Source organism: Agrobacterium sp. 22-209-1 (assembly GCF_053522485.1).
The window spans coordinates 109,415-124,426 of sequence record NZ_JBNWCH010000006.1 but is presented as its reverse complement, the minus strand read 5'-3'; the positions used below and the strand labels follow the sequence as shown (position 1 = coordinate 124,426).

General features: G+C 61.2%; 14 protein-coding genes. 11 read left to right on the top strand and 3 right to left on the bottom strand.

The features are described 5' to 3' along the window. Positions 1-5 precede the first annotated feature (5 nt). From ACQZ48_RS15240 to ACQZ48_RS15190, 11 genes are all read left to right on the top strand, one after another. A complete protein-coding gene (locus ACQZ48_RS15240; protein WP_448728964.1) occupies positions 6-1,073 on the top strand; it encodes an ABC transporter permease in 1,068 nt (355 codons plus the stop codon). Then, positions 1,070-2,002 carry an ABC transporter permease gene (locus ACQZ48_RS15235; protein ID WP_142913180.1) on the top strand — a complete coding sequence of 311 codons (933 nt, stop codon included), beginning with the start codon at positions 1,070-1,072 and terminating at the stop codon, positions 2,000-2,002. The genes ACQZ48_RS15240 and ACQZ48_RS15235 overlap by 4 nt, the downstream gene beginning before the upstream one ends. Further along, entirely contained in the window at positions 1,999-2,835 is an 837-nt protein-coding gene (locus tag ACQZ48_RS15230) for an ABC transporter ATP-binding protein (protein ID WP_448728963.1), read from the top strand. The genes ACQZ48_RS15235 and ACQZ48_RS15230 overlap by 4 nt, the downstream gene beginning before the upstream one ends. Further along, positions 2,832-3,581, top strand: coding sequence for an ABC transporter ATP-binding protein (locus ACQZ48_RS15225; RefSeq protein ID WP_077984147.1), 750 nt, complete (start codon positions 2,832-2,834; stop codon positions 3,579-3,581). The genes ACQZ48_RS15230 and ACQZ48_RS15225 overlap by 4 nt, the downstream gene beginning before the upstream one ends. A gap of 267 nt (positions 3,582-3,848) precedes the next feature. After that, positions 3,849-4,751, top strand: coding sequence for a LysR family transcriptional regulator (locus ACQZ48_RS15220; RefSeq protein ID WP_077984146.1), 903 nt, complete (start codon positions 3,849-3,851; stop codon positions 4,749-4,751). 208 nt (positions 4,752-4,959) lie between these two features. Further along, the gene (locus ACQZ48_RS15215; RefSeq protein WP_448728962.1) at positions 4,960-6,495 is read left to right on the top strand and encodes an ABC transporter substrate-binding protein; all 1,536 of its coding nucleotides are present in this window, start codon (positions 4,960-4,962) and stop codon (positions 6,493-6,495) included. A gap of 246 nt (positions 6,496-6,741) precedes the next feature. Further along, positions 6,742-7,692 carry an ABC transporter permease gene (locus tag ACQZ48_RS15210; protein WP_443387855.1) on the top strand — a complete coding sequence of 317 codons (951 nt, stop codon included), beginning with the start codon at positions 6,742-6,744 and terminating at the stop codon, positions 7,690-7,692. Next, complete coding sequence (locus ACQZ48_RS15205) at positions 7,689-8,510, top strand: ABC transporter permease (RefSeq protein WP_003499034.1); 822 nt, start codon at positions 7,689-7,691, stop codon at positions 8,508-8,510. The genes ACQZ48_RS15210 and ACQZ48_RS15205 overlap by 4 nt, the downstream gene beginning before the upstream one ends. Before the next feature lie 52 nt (positions 8,511-8,562). Further along, entirely contained in the window at positions 8,563-9,960 is a 1,398-nt protein-coding gene (locus ACQZ48_RS15200; protein WP_142913173.1) for an amidase, read from the top strand. Positions 9,961-10,057: 97 nt separating this feature from the next. Next, a complete protein-coding gene (locus ACQZ48_RS15195; protein WP_003523156.1) occupies positions 10,058-10,624 on the top strand; it encodes a DJ-1/PfpI family protein in 567 nt (188 codons plus the stop codon). A 70-nt stretch (positions 10,625-10,694) separates the two neighbouring features. Beyond that, a complete protein-coding gene (locus ACQZ48_RS15190) occupies positions 10,695-11,045 on the top strand; it encodes a ribbon-helix-helix domain-containing protein (RefSeq protein ID WP_077984142.1) in 351 nt (116 codons plus the stop codon). 129 nt (positions 11,046-11,174) lie between these two features. Here the strand turns inward: ACQZ48_RS15190 and ACQZ48_RS15185 are convergent, their stop codons facing one another. From ACQZ48_RS15185 to ACQZ48_RS15175, 3 genes are all read right to left on the bottom strand, one after another. After that, the gene (locus ACQZ48_RS15185; RefSeq protein ID WP_077984078.1) at positions 11,175-12,095 is read right to left on the bottom strand and encodes an ABC transporter permease; all 921 of its coding nucleotides are present in this window, start codon (positions 12,093-12,095) and stop codon (positions 11,175-11,177) included. Beyond that, a complete protein-coding gene (locus tag ACQZ48_RS15180) occupies positions 12,088-13,098 on the bottom strand; it encodes an ABC transporter permease (RefSeq protein ID WP_077984077.1) in 1,011 nt (336 codons plus the stop codon). The genes ACQZ48_RS15185 and ACQZ48_RS15180 overlap by 8 nt, the downstream gene beginning before the upstream one ends. Before the next feature lie 144 nt (positions 13,099-13,242). Further along, complete coding sequence (locus tag ACQZ48_RS15175) at positions 13,243-14,952, bottom strand: peptide ABC transporter substrate-binding protein (RefSeq protein WP_077984076.1); 1,710 nt, start codon at positions 14,950-14,952, stop codon at positions 13,243-13,245. Between the last annotated feature and the right edge of the window lie 60 nt (positions 14,953-15,012).

Below are 15,012 nucleotides of genomic sequence, written 5' to 3'. Positions count from 1 at the left end.
GGCTCTTGAGCATCGTTGAAGCAAACAGCCGGGCGAGGCAGGGCAAACGCCGTGCCAACGCCCGCGTGAAAGCCGTTCTCGGCTTCGCCGTCACCGTCATCACCACCTTCCTGGGGTTGATGGCGGTCACATTTTTCATTGGCCGTGTGGTGCCGATCGATCCCGCGCTGGCGATCGTCGGCGACCGTGCTCCCGCGCATGTGGTCGAGCGCGTGCGTGAGCAGCTCGGCCTCAACCTGCCGCTCTGGCAGCAGTTCTTCCTTTATCTGAAGCAGGCGTTGTCCGGTGATTTCGGCACCTCTGTCTTAACCACCAATCCTGTCATGGAGGACATCAAGCGGGTGTTCCCGGCGACGATAGAGCTTGCCACCATCGGCACGATCATCGGCGCCGTCTTCGGCATACCGCTTGGCGTTCTCGCCGCCGTGAAACGCGGCAGCTTTGCCGATCAGTTGGTGCGCGTCATCGGCCTTATCGGTTATTCCGTGCCGATCTTCTGGCTTGGCCTTCTGGCGCTGTTGGTGTTTTACGCCCGGCTGCAATGGGTGGCTTATCCCGGGCGAATGGACATTGTCTATGAATTCACCTTCACGCCGGTCACGGGCTTCTTCCTGATCGACGCCATCTGGCAGCGGCAATGGGACGTGTTGTGGGATCTCTTCCGCCACATCATCCTGCCGGCCTCTCTGCTCGGTTATTTCTCGCTGGCCTACATAAGCCGCATGACGCGTTCCTTCATGCTGAACGAGCTTGCCCAGGAATATATCGTCGCGGCCCGCGCCAAGGGGCTTTCGGAAACGCGCATCATCTGGTTCCACGCGCTGCGCAATGCCGCCGTTCCGCTGGTGACGGTGATTGCGCTCTCCTATGCCGGTCTGCTGGAAGGTTCGGTGCTGACCGAAACCATCTTCGCCTGGCCGGGGCTCGGCCTCTACATCACCAATTCTCTGCAGAATGCGGATATGAATGCTGTTCTCGGCGGCACGATCGTGATCGGCGCCATCTTCGTCGGCATCAATCTCTTCTCCGATCTGCTTTACCGGACGCTCGATCCAAGGACGCGCAGCCGATGACCCTTTCGACCGATACGATCAAACCCTATAGCCGCGAATGGCTGCTCTCTGACCGGCCGGCCTCGCGCAGGCAGGCGCGGCTTGGGCGCGCCTATGTCATCTGGCGGCGCTTTTCAGAAAACCGGCTGGCGCTGCTCGGGCTCGGCATCATCATCGCGCTGCTATTCGTGGCGCTGTTTGCCGATGTTCTGGCCCCGCATAACCCGGTGCAGGGGGACCTGCGTAATGCCCGGCTTCTGCCACCCGGCACGGCCGGTTATCTGCTTGGCACCGATGATCAGGGGCGTGATATTCTTTCGCGCCTCATCCACGGTTCGCGGCTGACCCTGTTCGTTGTGCTCTTGGTTGCCATCATCGCCGCTCCTATCGGACTGATCGTCGGCACCGTTTCGGGTTATGCCGGGGGGTGGGTGGATGCGGTTCTGATGCGCATCACCGATATTTTCCTCGCCTTCCCGAAGCTCGTTCTGGCACTGGCGCTGGTCGCGGCCCTCGGGCCGGGCATTGAAAATGCGGTGCTCGCCATCGCGGTCACCTCATGGCCGCCCTATGCGCGCATCGCGCGCGCCGAAACCATGACCTTCCGCAATTCCGATTTCATCGCGGCGGTCAAACTCATGGGCGCGTCGCCGTTCCGTATCGTGCTAAAACATGTCATGCCGCTGTGCATGTCGTCGCTGATCGTGCGCGTGACACTGGATATGGCCGGCATCATCCTCACCGCAGCCGGTCTCGGCTTCCTTGGCCTCGGTGCCCAGCCGCCGTTGCCGGAATGGGGCGCGATGATCGCATCCGGCCGCCGGTTCATTCTCGATCAATGGTGGGTTGCTGCCATGCCGGGTATCGCGATCCTCATCGTCAGCCTCGGTTTCAACCTTCTGGGCGACGGCCTGCGCGATGCGCTGGATCCGAAGGAGGCGGGCCAATGAGCGCGCCGCTTCTGACCGTTGAGAACCTGCGCGTATCCTTCCCCACCCGCACCGGGCTGGTGGAGGCTGTGCGCGGGGTTTCCTTCACGCTCGGCCGCGAGCGTCTCGGCATCGTCGGCGAATCCGGCTCGGGCAAATCGCAGACCGGCCGCGCCATCATGGGCTTGACCCCGAAAAACGCGCGTATCGAGGCGGACGCCCTTCGCTTCGGCGATATCGATCTGCTCAAGGCCTCTGCAAAAGAGCGAAGGATCATGCGCGGCAAGCGCATGGCCATGATCCTGCAAGACCCGAAATATTCGCTGAACCCGGTCATGACCATCGGTCGCCAGATCATGGAAACGCTGCGCACCCACGAAAAGATCGGCGGCAGCGAGGCGCGCCAGCGCACGCTTGCCATGCTCGAAGCGGTGCAGATACGCGATCCCGAGCGCGTCTTCGATCTTTACCCGCACGAGGTTTCCGGCGGCATGGGCCAGCGTGTCATGATCGCCATGATGCTGGTCTGCGGCCCGGAGCTTCTGATCGCCGACGAACCCACGTCGGCGCTGGACGTAACGGTGCAGCTGGAAGTGCTCGATATCCTTGACAAACTGGTGCGGGGTCGCGGCATGGGACTGATTTTCGTCAGCCACGATCTGCGCCTCGTCTCTTCGTTCTGCGACCGTGTTCTCGTCATGTATGCCGGCAAGGTTGTGGAAGAACTGTCCTCCGCCAATCTGAAGGAAGCGAAACATCCCTATACGCAGGGCCTGCTGAACTGCCTGCCGGAAATTGGCGGTCACCGGCATCCGCTGCCGGTTCTGGAACGTAAGCCGGAGTGGCGCGCATGAGCACGGTTCTTTCTATCAGAGACATGGTGGTCGATTTCGACGGTTACATCGCGCTCGACAGCGTCAGCATCGATGTGGCCGAGGGTGAATCCTTCGGCATCGTCGGCGAGTCCGGCTCCGGCAAGTCGACCCTGCTGCGCGCCATTGCCGGCCTAAACCATTTCGACGAAGGCTCGCTGATGGTGGCAGGGCGCTCCTATGCCGGCAAGCACCGCGACAAGAGCTTTTATAGCGATGTGCAGATGGTATTCCAGGACCCCTATGGTTCGCTGCACCCGCGCCAGACGGTGGATGCGCTGCTGCTCGAACCGCTGGTCATCCACGGTCTCGACAATCGCGAACAGCGCATTGCCCGCGCACTGGACGAGGTGGGGCTCGGTTCCGGCTTCCGCTTTCGGTATTCGCACCAGCTTTCCGGCGGCCAGCGCCAGCGCATCGCCATTGCGCGTGCGCTGATCGTCGAGCCGAAAATCCTGCTTTTGGACGAGCCGACTTCGGCGCTCGACGCCTCCATTCAGGCGGAAATTCTTAACCTGTTGGAACAGGCCCGCAAGGACCGCAATCTCACCTTCGTCATGGTCAGCCACGATCTCGGCGTCATCAGCCACATGTGCGATCGCCTTGCTGTGATGAAAAGTGGCAAGGTGGTGGAAATGCTGGAGGCTGAGGCGCTGGAAAGCCGGGAATTCAGCGCGGATTATACCCGCCAGCTGCTTGTGGCGAGCGAGGGTTTCAAGCGCGTTTGATTGGCGAGGCGTTGCCTCCCTTTCTTCTCCCCGCCCGGGGAGAAGATGCCCCGAAGGGGCAGATGAGGGGGCCAGCTCTCCGCATCTCTCTGCCGTCGCCCCCTCATCCGGCGCTACGCGCCACCTTCTCCCCGGCGGGGAGAAGAAACGACCTGCAACCTCTCGCTTCTTATGCGCCGTCAACGTCCCGGCCGATGTATTCTCTCTCCCCGCCGCGGTGGTATGCTGGCCGCCAACGCCGACCCACCCGAAAAAGGTACCCACCCCATGCAATTGCGCGCACTGATGTATTTCGACGAACTGGTCCGCACCAATTCCATGCGCGCCGCGGCGGAAAACCTGAATGTGGCGCCGACAGCGGTGAGCCGGCAGATAGAGAACCTCGAATATTATTTCGGCTCGCCTCTGGTGGAGCGTTCCAGCCGTGGCGTGAAGCTGACCGCTGCGGGGGAGCTGCTCGCCGCCCGCGCCGGCAAGACGCTGCGGGAACTCGACCATGTGCACCAACTGATAGACGATCTGAAAGGCCTGCAACGCGGCCGGGTCACGGTCTATGCCAATGGTGCGACGGTGGCGAACCTTCTGGCGCCGGTGCTGGCGCAGTTCAGCCTGAAATATCCGAAGCTGCGTTTCGAGGTGCATATTACCAGCGCCCGCCAGGCAATGGAGGCGCTGGGGGCGGCGGAAGCGGACCTGGTCGTCAGCCTGTTCGCGCCGAAAGTCTCCGGTGTGAAAGTGCGCTCGCGCACCCGTATCAGCTATGACGCGATCTTTCCCGCCGGTCATGCGCTTGCCGGGCAGGCGGAAGTTTCGCTCAAAGAGCTGGTCGGGCTGCCGCTCGCCCTGCCGGACAAGAGTTTCGCTGCGCGTCAGGCCTTCGACACGATGTTTGCCGATGCCGGCATCGAGCTTGATCCCGTCTTCATCACCAGCTCTTTGGAAATGCTGAAGGAACTGGTGCTGGGCCACGCCGCCGCCACGCTTTTGCCGGCGCTTTCGGTGGCGCGTGAAATCCGCAGCGGACAGATGGTCGCCGTTCCGCTCTCCGGCAAGAAAGGTATCCACACCCAGATCGATCTCTGCGTTGCGCCGGACCGGCAATTGTCCTTCGCCGCCTCCAAGCTTGCGGACTTCATTGAGCGCTTCATGCGCGAGGCGACGGCAGGGTAGTTTCTTCTCCCCGCCGGGGAGAGGAATTAGCCAGCATGGAGAATTGCCCACCAAGGTTGATTTCCATCCGCATTTGCGTGTAGCCATTTCAGCTACACGGAGCACACAAAAATCGAGATTGTGTGTGCGCCTGCAACATGACACTCTTTTTGCAACGGGCGGTCTTCGGAAGGGCAAAAATGCCCCGGCCGCCAGACAGGGGACAATGATGCCACGCACTTATCTTTCGCAGGCGGCAACGCTTTCGCGCCGCGCCGCGCTGACCCTCGCATTAGGCACGGCGCTCTGGCTGCCGCTTTCGGTAACGGTGGCCGAAGCCGCGCCAAAAACCACGCTGACGCTTGGCATGGCCGTCGAGCCGGCCGGCCTCGATCCGACCATCGCCGCGCCCGTGGCCATCGGCCAGGTCACCTGGCAGAATGTCTTTGAAGGTCTGGTGAAGATCGACCGCGAAGGCAAGGTGAGGCCTCAGCTTGCCGAAAGCTGGGAAATTTCCCCTGATGGCAAGACCTATACGTTCAAGCTGCGCAAGGGCGTTACCTTCCATGATGGCGAGGCTTTCGATTCCTCTGTCGCGAAATTTTCACTGGATCGGGCGCGTGGCGAAAGCTCGGTCAATCCGCAGAAACGCTTCTTCGCTGCCATTGACAGTATCGAGACGCCGGATGCCGCAACGCTGGTGCTTAAGCTGAAGCAGCCGGCCGGCAGCCTTCTCTACTGGCTCGGCTGGCCGGCCTCCGTGATGGTGGCGCCGAAAAGCGCCGAGAATAACCGCACCACGCCGGTCGGCACCGGCCCGTTCAAATTCGTGAACTGGGCCAAGGGCGACAAGGTCGAGTTGCAGAAGAACGACGCCTATTGGGACAAGGCCGTGGCGGTGAAGCTGGAGAAAGCGACCTTCCGTTTCGTTTCCGACCCGCAGGCGCAGGCCGCGGCACTGAAGTCCGGCGATATCGATGCCTTCCCGGAATTCGGCGCACCGGAACTGATGACCTCCTTCGATGGCGATGCGCGCCTTGGCACCTTCGTCGGCAATACCGAACTCAAGGTCGTGGCGGGCATGAACAATGCCCGCAAGCCGTTCGACGACAAGCGCGTGCGTCAGGCGCTGATGATGGCGGTGGATCGCGGCACTGTGATCGAAGGCGCCTGGTCCGGCTTCGGCACTGCCATCGGCAGCCATTACACGCCGAATGATCGCGGCTATATCGATACGACCGGGGTACATCCCTACGATATCGACAAGGCCAGGGCGTTGCTTGCCGAAGCCGGTTATCCGGATGGCTTCAACTTCACCATCAAGGCGCCGCAAATGGCTTATGCCCAGCGCACCTCGCAGATCCTGCAGGCTATGTTTGCCGAAATCGGCGTGACCATGACCATCGAGACCACCGAATTTCCGGCGAAATGGGTTGCGGATGTTCTCAAAGGCGCGGATTACGACATGACCATTGTTGCCCATGCGGAGCCGATGGATATCGATATCTACGCGCGCGACCCGTACTACTTCAATTACAAGAACCCGGCCTTCAATGAGGTCGTGGCGAATGTCGAAAAGACGGCGGATGCCGGCGAGCAGGAGAAGCTCTATGGCGAAGCCCAGAAAATCCTCGCGGAAGATGTACCCGCTCTTTTTCTTTTCGTCATGCCGAAACTCGGTGTCTGGGACAAGAAGGTGAAGGGGCTTTGGGAAAACGAGCCGATTCCCTCGAATGTGCTGACGGATGTGCATTGGGAAGAATAGGGTTTGTTGTGAGGGGTAGGGCGCAGTTTCCCCATCCACCTCACTCCTGTGCTCGTCACAGGAATCCAGCCAGCCCAAGTCCTTGGGCTGAGGGGAGTTTTTCCGCCGCACGGACGCGCGTCGACTGGATCCTTGTGACATCCTCGGGCATGTTCCGGGGAACAGGGATGAGGGAGGAATGCGCGAGATGACAGCAAATCTCTCCACGATATCCGACTACAAAACCACGCAAGGAGAAGATGCCAGATGTTAGCCGTCCTCATCCGGCGTCTTTTAAGCCTCGGCATCACGCTGTTTGCCGTTTCCCTCATCATCTATATCGTCATGGGCCTGCTGCCGGGCGATCCGGCGGCCATCATGCTCGGAACCTCGGCGAGCCCCGATACGCTCGCGGCGCTGCAGAAGCAGATGGGCCTCGATCAGCCGCTGCCGCTGCGTTATCTCCACTGGTTGGCCGGCGTGTTTCATGGCGATCTCGGGCAATCCTATACCTATGGCGTGCCGGTTGCGGGGCTGATCCTGGAGCGACTGGCCGTTACCCTGCCGCTTGCGCTGCTGGCCGTCTGCCTTTCGGTGGCCATCGCCATTCCGCTCGGCGTGGCGGCGGCGAGGAGCCGCAACGGGGCGCTGGATTTCGCGGCCGGGCTATTTTCGCATGTGGGCATTGCCGTGCCCGGTTTCTGGGTCGGGCTGCTGCTCATCATCGTCTTTTCCACCACGCTCGGCTGGATGCCGGCCGGCGGATTTCCCGGCTGGACGCCGAATTTTTCAGCGGGTCTGACGGCGCTCATCCTTCCCGCGGTCGCGCTGGCGCTGTCGCAGGCCGGAGTTCTCACGCGCGTGTGCCGCTCCGCCGTGCTGGAAGTGATGAATGAGGATTTCGTGCGCACCGCACGCGCCAAGGGCCTGAGCGAGCGGGTGGCGCTGTGGCGGCATGCGGTGCCGAATGCAATGATCCCTGTCGTCACCATGATCGGCCTGCAATTCACCTTCCTCATTGCCGGCGCGGTGCTGGTGGAGAATGTCTTCAACCTGCCGGGCCTCGGGCGGCTTGCCTATCAGGCGCTTACCCAGCGCGACATCGTCGTCATGCAATCCGTCGTGCTGTTCTTCTCGGCGTTGGTGATCGTCATGAATTTCGTGGTCGATATCGCCTATCTCTTCATCGATCCGAGACTGCGGGCAGGTGCGCGATGATGCGATTGATCCGCCGCCGCCCCGCCTTTGCGGTCGGCATCGCCGTCACGGTCTTTCTGGTCGCAGTCGCCCTGCTGTCGCTGGTCTGGACGCCGGTGTCCCCCACAAAGATGCAGATCGTTCAGAAGCTGAAATCGCCCTTCGTTTATGGGGGTCTCGGCACGGATCATTTCGGCCGCGACGTGTTGTCGATGCTGATGGCCGGTGCGTGGAACTCGCTGTCCACCTCCATCGCCGCCGTCGCCATCGGCGCATTTATCGGCACGACCATCGGCGTTGCGGTTGCGGCGCTGCGCGGTTTCACCGAAACCGTGGTCATGCGCATCTGCGACATCATCTTCGCCGTGCCGCCCATCCTGTCGGCGATGATGCTCGGCGCTTTCATCGGCACGGGCCGTTTCACCGCCATCATCGCCATCGCCACCTTCATGGTGCCTGTGTTTGCCCGGCTGACGCTGGGGGCGGCGTTGCAGATATGGTCGCGGGAATATGTCACCGCCGCCACCAGCATCGGCCAGAACCGCGCCAAGATCACGCTTTTCCATATCGTGCCGAATATTTCCAACCAGATCATCGTGCAGGTGACGATCCAGCTCGGTCTTGCGATATTGACGGAAGCCGGCCTTTCTTTCCTCGGTCTCGGCATGCCGCCGCCCGCCGCTACCTGGGGGCGGATGCTGGCCGATGCCCAGACCTATCTCGGAACAGCACCCTGGCTTGCCATCATGCCCGGCCTTGCGATTGCGCTCGCCGTCTTCGGCCTCAATCTTCTCGGCGATGGCCTGCGCGACCTGCTGGACCCGCGCGATACAAGCTGACCGTTTCAAGCCGATATCGCCCCTATTTCCTGTTTTCTGACGAGACGATGCCATGACCGATCTCATAGACCTCAACACGCTCGAAATCCTGGCGCTTTACTCGGATAAGAAGCTTTCGCCATCCGAATATTGGCAGGCGGTGGAAGCGCGTATCGATGCTTTCGAACCGGTGGTGAACGCGCTTTACGCCTATGATCCAGAGGATGCACGAAGGCAGGCGCTGGCCTCGACGGAGCGCTGGCAAAAGGGCGAAACGCTCGGGGCCCTCGATGGCATTCCGGTCTCGCTCAAGGAATTGATCGCCACGAAAGGCCATCCCGTGCCGCTTGGCACCAAAGCGGTGGAACTGGTGCCGGCGGTTGAGGACGCGCCGGTGGCCGCCCGCTGCCGTGAGGATGGCGCGATTATTTACGCCAAGACGACCTGCCCGGATTACGGCATGCTTTCCTCCGGCCTTTCCAGTTTCCACAAGCTCAGCCGCAATCCGTGGGACCCCACCCAGAACCCCGGCGGTTCCAGCGCCGGTGCGGCCTCGGCCGGGGCTGCGGGGTACGGCACGCTGCATATCGGCACGGATATTGGCGGCTCGGTGCGGCTGCCGGCGGGGTGGACCGGCCTCTTCGGTTTCAAGCCGAGCCAGGGCCGTATCCCGGTCGATCCCTTTTATACCGGCCGCTGCGCCGGGCCGATGACCCGCAGCGTTGCCGACGCCGCCTACGCCATGGCGACGCTTTCGCGGCCCGACTGGCGCGACGGCACGGCGCTGCCGCCCAACGATATCGACTGGATGAACCTCGATATTAATGTGAAGGGCCGGAAAATCGGCCTGATGCTGGATGCCGGCTGCGGCCTACCGCTGGAAAATGAGGTGCGCGACGCCGTGCTTTCCGCCGCGAAACTGTTCGAGGCGGCGGGCGCCATCGTCATCCCGGTCGAGCCGGTGCTGACACGCGAGATGCTGGACGGGCTGGACGATTTCTGGCGGGCGAAGTTCTGGGGCGACATGGCGGCGCTGAGCGCCGACCGTCGCGCCGCTATCCTTCCCTATATTCATGAATGGGCGCAGAAGGGCGCGGATGTCTCCGGCGCGCGCGCCGTTTTCGGTTTCAACCAGACCATGGAAATGCGTAAGGCGTGCGGGCGGTTGATGCAGCAGGTGGATGCGGTGATTTCACCGGTCAATCCTATTGTGTCCTATCCGGCCGACTGGGCCTCGCCCACCAACGATCCCCAACGGCCCTTCGAACATATCGCCTTCACGGTCCCGTGGAACATGTCGGAACAGCCGGCATCCTCGATCAATTGCGGCTTCTCCAGATCGGGCATGCCCATCGGCTTGCAGATCGTCGGGCCGCGTTACGAGGATTTGTTCGTGCTGAAGCTTTCAAAAGCCTTCGAGAATTGGGGCGGCGGCGTGCGGCGCTGGCCACAGCCGCCGCAGGTCCGCTGATCCCAGCTTTATCGGTCCTGTAGTATTGCCATAATACCCACATCTCGATCCCGCCTGTTAGGGTGCTCAAAGGCATTCGAAAACGGGAGGAAAAGACATGCCGAAGAAGATTTTGATGATCGCCGGCGATTTCGCCGAGGATTATGAGACGATGGTTCCGTTCCAGACGCTGCTGGCGGTCGGCCACACGGTGCACGCCGTCTGCCCCGGCAAGAAGGCGGGCCAGACCATCGCCACGGCCATCCATGATTTCGAGGGCGACCAGACCTATTCGGAAAAACGCGGCCATAATTTTGCGCTCAACGCCACCTTCGCCGATATCAAGGTTGCGGATTACGATGCGCTGGTCATTCCGGGCGGCCGTGCGCCGGAATATCTGCGGCTCAATGCGGATGTGCTTTCGGCGGTGAAACATTTCTTCGAGGCCGACAAGCCGGTGGCCGCCGTCTGCCATGGCGCGCAATTGCTCGCGGCCGCCGGCGTCCTGAAGGGCCGCACCTGTTCGGCCTATCCCGCCTGCCGCCCCGAAGTGGAACTGGCGGGCGGCACCTATGCCGATATCGCCATCGATGCGGCCGTTACCGACGGCAAACTGGTGACGGCGCCCGCATGGCCGGCGCATCCGGCCTGGCTTTCGCAATTCATGGCCGTGCTTGGCAAATGAGAACGGGGAGGCGGGGCTTTTTCCGGTCCCGTTTTCCGCCTATCTTTCAAGCGTTGCGAGGGAGGAAACCATGTGTAAGCTTTTCATCAAGGCAGACCCGGCGCTTTGGGAGAGCCATACGCGGTCGCTCAGGATCGATGGCATGGTCACCAGCGTGCGGCTCGAGAATTTCTTCTGGGCGACGCTGGACGAGATCGCGCGGCGTGACGACATGAACAGCGTGCAGCTCATCGCCAAGCTTTATAATGAATCGATCGATGCCGGGCACGATCTCGGCAACTTCACCTCGTTCCTGCGGGTCTGCTGCGGGCGTTATCTGGCGCTTCAGCTTTCCGGCGATATTCCGGCACGGACAGATGTTCCGATTGCGGCACTGGATGCCGACAGCATCCTTGAGGCGGAGCAGGTGAATTATCACTAGTTGGTCACAGTACACTCGACGTCATCCTCGGGCTTGTCCCGAGGATCTGCCGACGTATCGTTTTTTTCGACGTGATTAGATCCTCGGGACAAGCCCGAGGATGACGTGGTAATGGTTAGACGATTCCCCTCAGCTCTTCAGCGAGCGCGGGTCGAGCGCATCGCGCACCGCATCACCGATATAGTTGACACTCAGAACAGTCAGCGAAATCGCCAGGCCCGGCCACAGCACGCGCGAGGGCGTCAATTGCAGGAAGTTCGCGCCATCGAATAGCAGCCGTCCCCAGGTCGGGAAATCGGAGGGGAAGCCGAGGCCGAGGAAGGACAGCGCCGATTCCGTGATGATGGCGGCGGCAATGCCGAGCGTGGCCGAGACCATGATCGAACTCAGCACATTCGGCAATATATGCCTGAGAATGATGCGGTATTCGCGCATGCCGCTCGATTTCGCCGCGATGATGAACTCCTGGCTTTTTATCGTCAGCACATCGCCGCGCACGATACGGGCCGTATGCATCCAGCTGGTTATCCCGATCACGAAGACGATCAGGATGAAGATGCCTGTTTCCGGCCCGAAGGCCGCGCGCAGCGTATCGCGAAACAGCATCAGGATGACAAGCAGCAGCGGCAAAAGCGGCAGGGCCAGGAACAGGTCGGTCAGCCGCATCAAGGGGCCGTCCAACCTGCGGAAGTAACCCGATAGAACACCCACTAGCGTGCCGAGGAATAGCGCCAGCAGCATGGCGGTGATGCCGACGGCAAGCGAGATACGCCCGCCGGCCAGAACCTGCGCCAGCATGTCCTTGCCGAGATTATCGGTGCCGAAAGGATGTGCGAGCGACGGCCACTGGTTGCGCGCCTTCACATTGATGGCGTTGGGCGCAACGGTGTGGATATAGGGGCCGACATAGACCGCCAGCAGGATGAAGATGAAGACGAAGAGGCCCGCCACCCCGCCCTTGTGAACGCGGAACTGTTTCCACATGTCGGCAAGGGCGGATTGTGTGGGGGTGGCCGCAACCGTCGGCCCTTCTATAGTGGCGTCAGTCATAGCGGATCCTCGGGTCGAGAATGCCGTACAGCACGTCGGCAATCAGGTTGAAGAGCACGATCAGCACCGCGAAAATGAAGGTCAGCGTTTGCACCAGCGGAATATCTGCGCCCTGAACCGCGGTGATCAGCAACTGGCCAAGCCCGTTCACGCGAAATATCTGCTCGGTGATGATGGCGCCCGAAAAGATGGTCGGCACACCGAGCGCAATCACCGTCACAACCGGAATCAGGCTGTTGCGCAGCACGTGGATGAGCAGCACGGATTTTTCCTTCACGCCCTTGGCGCGTGCGGTGCGCACATAATCCTGATGCAGATTGTCGAGCATGGAGGCGCGCACGAAGCGGCTGATCTGCGAGACATTATAGAGCGTCAGCACCAGCACCGGCAGGAACATCTGCTTCACCTGTGCCACGAAGCTCGCCCAGTCCCTGACTTGCAGATTGGTGTCGTAGACCGACGGGAACCATTGCAGGTAGGAGCTGAAGATGACGACCAGCAGCACGCCGGTAAAGAAGGTCGGCACCGAATAACCGACCATGGAAACGAAGGTGCCGATCTGGTCGAAGATCGAATATTGCTTGTAGGCGGAGACGACGCCGATCGGGATCGCCAGCAGCGCACCGAAAAGATAGGCGAGGCCCACCACCCACAGCGTCTGCGGCATGCGCTGAATGACGAGATCGACCACCGGGCTGCGTGTCGCCCAGGAGAGCACCCGCATGCGGCTGCCATCGCCGATCTGCCAGCCGGTCAGCTTTTCCAGGAGGTTCAGCGGTTCGTTGATGAAGAATTGCTGCAGCCACATCAGATAGCGGATGAAGAAGGGCTGATCGAGGCCGAGCGAGGCGCGGATCTGTTCGCGCACTTCCGGCGGGATGGTGAGCGGCAGGTCGCCGGTCGGATCGTTCGGCGCAAGATCGAGTAGCGCGAAGATGACGAAGCTGATGACAAGCAGCGTCGGGACGGCAAAGGCCAGCCGCCGGAGCGTAAAGGTAAACATCTGAAACTCTCCAGACCCAGAGCGCGGCGCGACGAAAACCGGGATCGTTTTCGCCATGAACGCGGCAAATGTGTCTTCAGATCATGGTCCTGGGGCATGCAGAAGGCCGGCCTCTCCCGGGGGAGAAGCCGGCGCATCCGCGTGTTACTTCTTGCGGGACCAGTCCGCGACGTTCCAGAGTTCCGAGTCCCAGGCATTCATGCGAACGCCTTCCAGCGTCAGAGAATGCGAGGAAACGCTGCCGCGGTGAATGAGCGGAATATGCGCGCCTTCTTCCGTCAGCATGTCGTTCAGCTGCTTGGAAAGCTCGGCGCGCTTGTCAAGCTCGGCGGTCTTGGAGAGTTCGCCCACCAGCTTGTCGAATTCCGGGTTGCAATAACGCGGAATATTCTGGCCCTGCCAGCCGTTTTCCGGGGCCGGGATCTTGTCGCACAGCCATTCCGCCAGATATTTTTCCGGGTCCGTGCCGTCGAAATTGTTGGTGTACATTTCGACATCGGCATAAAATTTTTGGAAGGTGTCCGGGCTTGCCGGGTCACCGCCGAAGAAGACCGAGGCGCTGACATTGCGCAGTTCCGCAGCGACGCCGATCTGCGACCACATATCCTTCACCAGTTCCTGCGTGGCCTGGCGAACCGAGTTGGTGGAGGTCTGGTAGAGGAAAGAAAGCTTCACGCCATCCTTGGCGCGGATGCCGTCTGCGCCCTTTACCCAGCCGGCGTCGTCGAGCAGCTTGTTTGCGCCTTCCACATCCTGCTTCAGGCACCAGCTGTCATTCTTGGTGGAAGCGACGGCTTCCGGAGCCGGTACGATGTTGCAGGTCGGCTTGCCCGCTTCGCCATAACCCGCTTCGTCGATGATATCGCGGTCGATGGCGAGCGAAAGCGCACGGCGCACGGCGGGATCGGAAAGGGCTGGGTGCGGGCCGGCCTGCTTGGTGGAGCGCTTGTCGCCCAGCGAAGGATCGGCATTGTACCAGTTGAGATTGATACGCTCGACCTGGGTGCCGAAGGCGGTCTCCAGTTTACCCTTGCCGGCGGCAACCATGGTGGCGAGGATTTCCGGCTCCACCTGCATGTTCCAGGCATAATCGAATTCGCCGGTTTCAAGCACGGCGCGTGCGGCGGAAGCGGCGTCACCGCCGCCCTTCAGGGTCGCTGTGGCGAAGGCGGGCTTGGCGGGGTCGCGGTAATTGGTGTTGGCGACGAAGCTGATCACGTCATTCGGCTTGAAATCCTTGACCACGAAGGGTCCGGTGCCGATGGGGCCGAAATTGGCGGATGTGCAGCCGGGGGCTGCGGCGCCGACGCAGTTTTCGAACTGCTTTTTCTGGATGACCGGCGACTGTGCGCCCACGAATGCGGAGTAGGGATAAGGTTTCGGTTCGGTGAAGCTGACCTTGACGGTGTGGTCGTCGATGGCCTCGACATTCTTCACGCCCTCATATTGCGCCGCCTGCGCGCAGCCGCCATCCGGTGCGGTGCAATATTTCCAGGTGAAAATGACGTCCTCGGCGGTGAACGGCGTGCCATCCGACCATTTCACATCGCTCTTCAGCTTCCAGGTCATGCTGAGCAGATCCTTCGCGACGCCGCCATTTTCGATCGTCGGAATTTCGGTGACCAGCATCGGTACCAGCTCGCCCTTTTCGTCGTAGCGCGCCAGCGGCTCAATCACCATGGACGAGCTGTAGACTTCCTTCGTGCCACCGGAAAGATAAGGGTTAAGTGTCGATACGGCCTGCCAGAACAGGATTTTCAGTTCGCCGTCACTGCCGCGCTCGGCATGGGCGACAGAGCCTGCAAAGGCCATGGCCGCCACCGTGCTGGCAAAGAGAACGCTGCGCTTCTTCATTGTGGTTTTCCCCTTTTTGGATTTTATCTGTTTGAATGTTTGACGCTTTTCCCGTCGTCG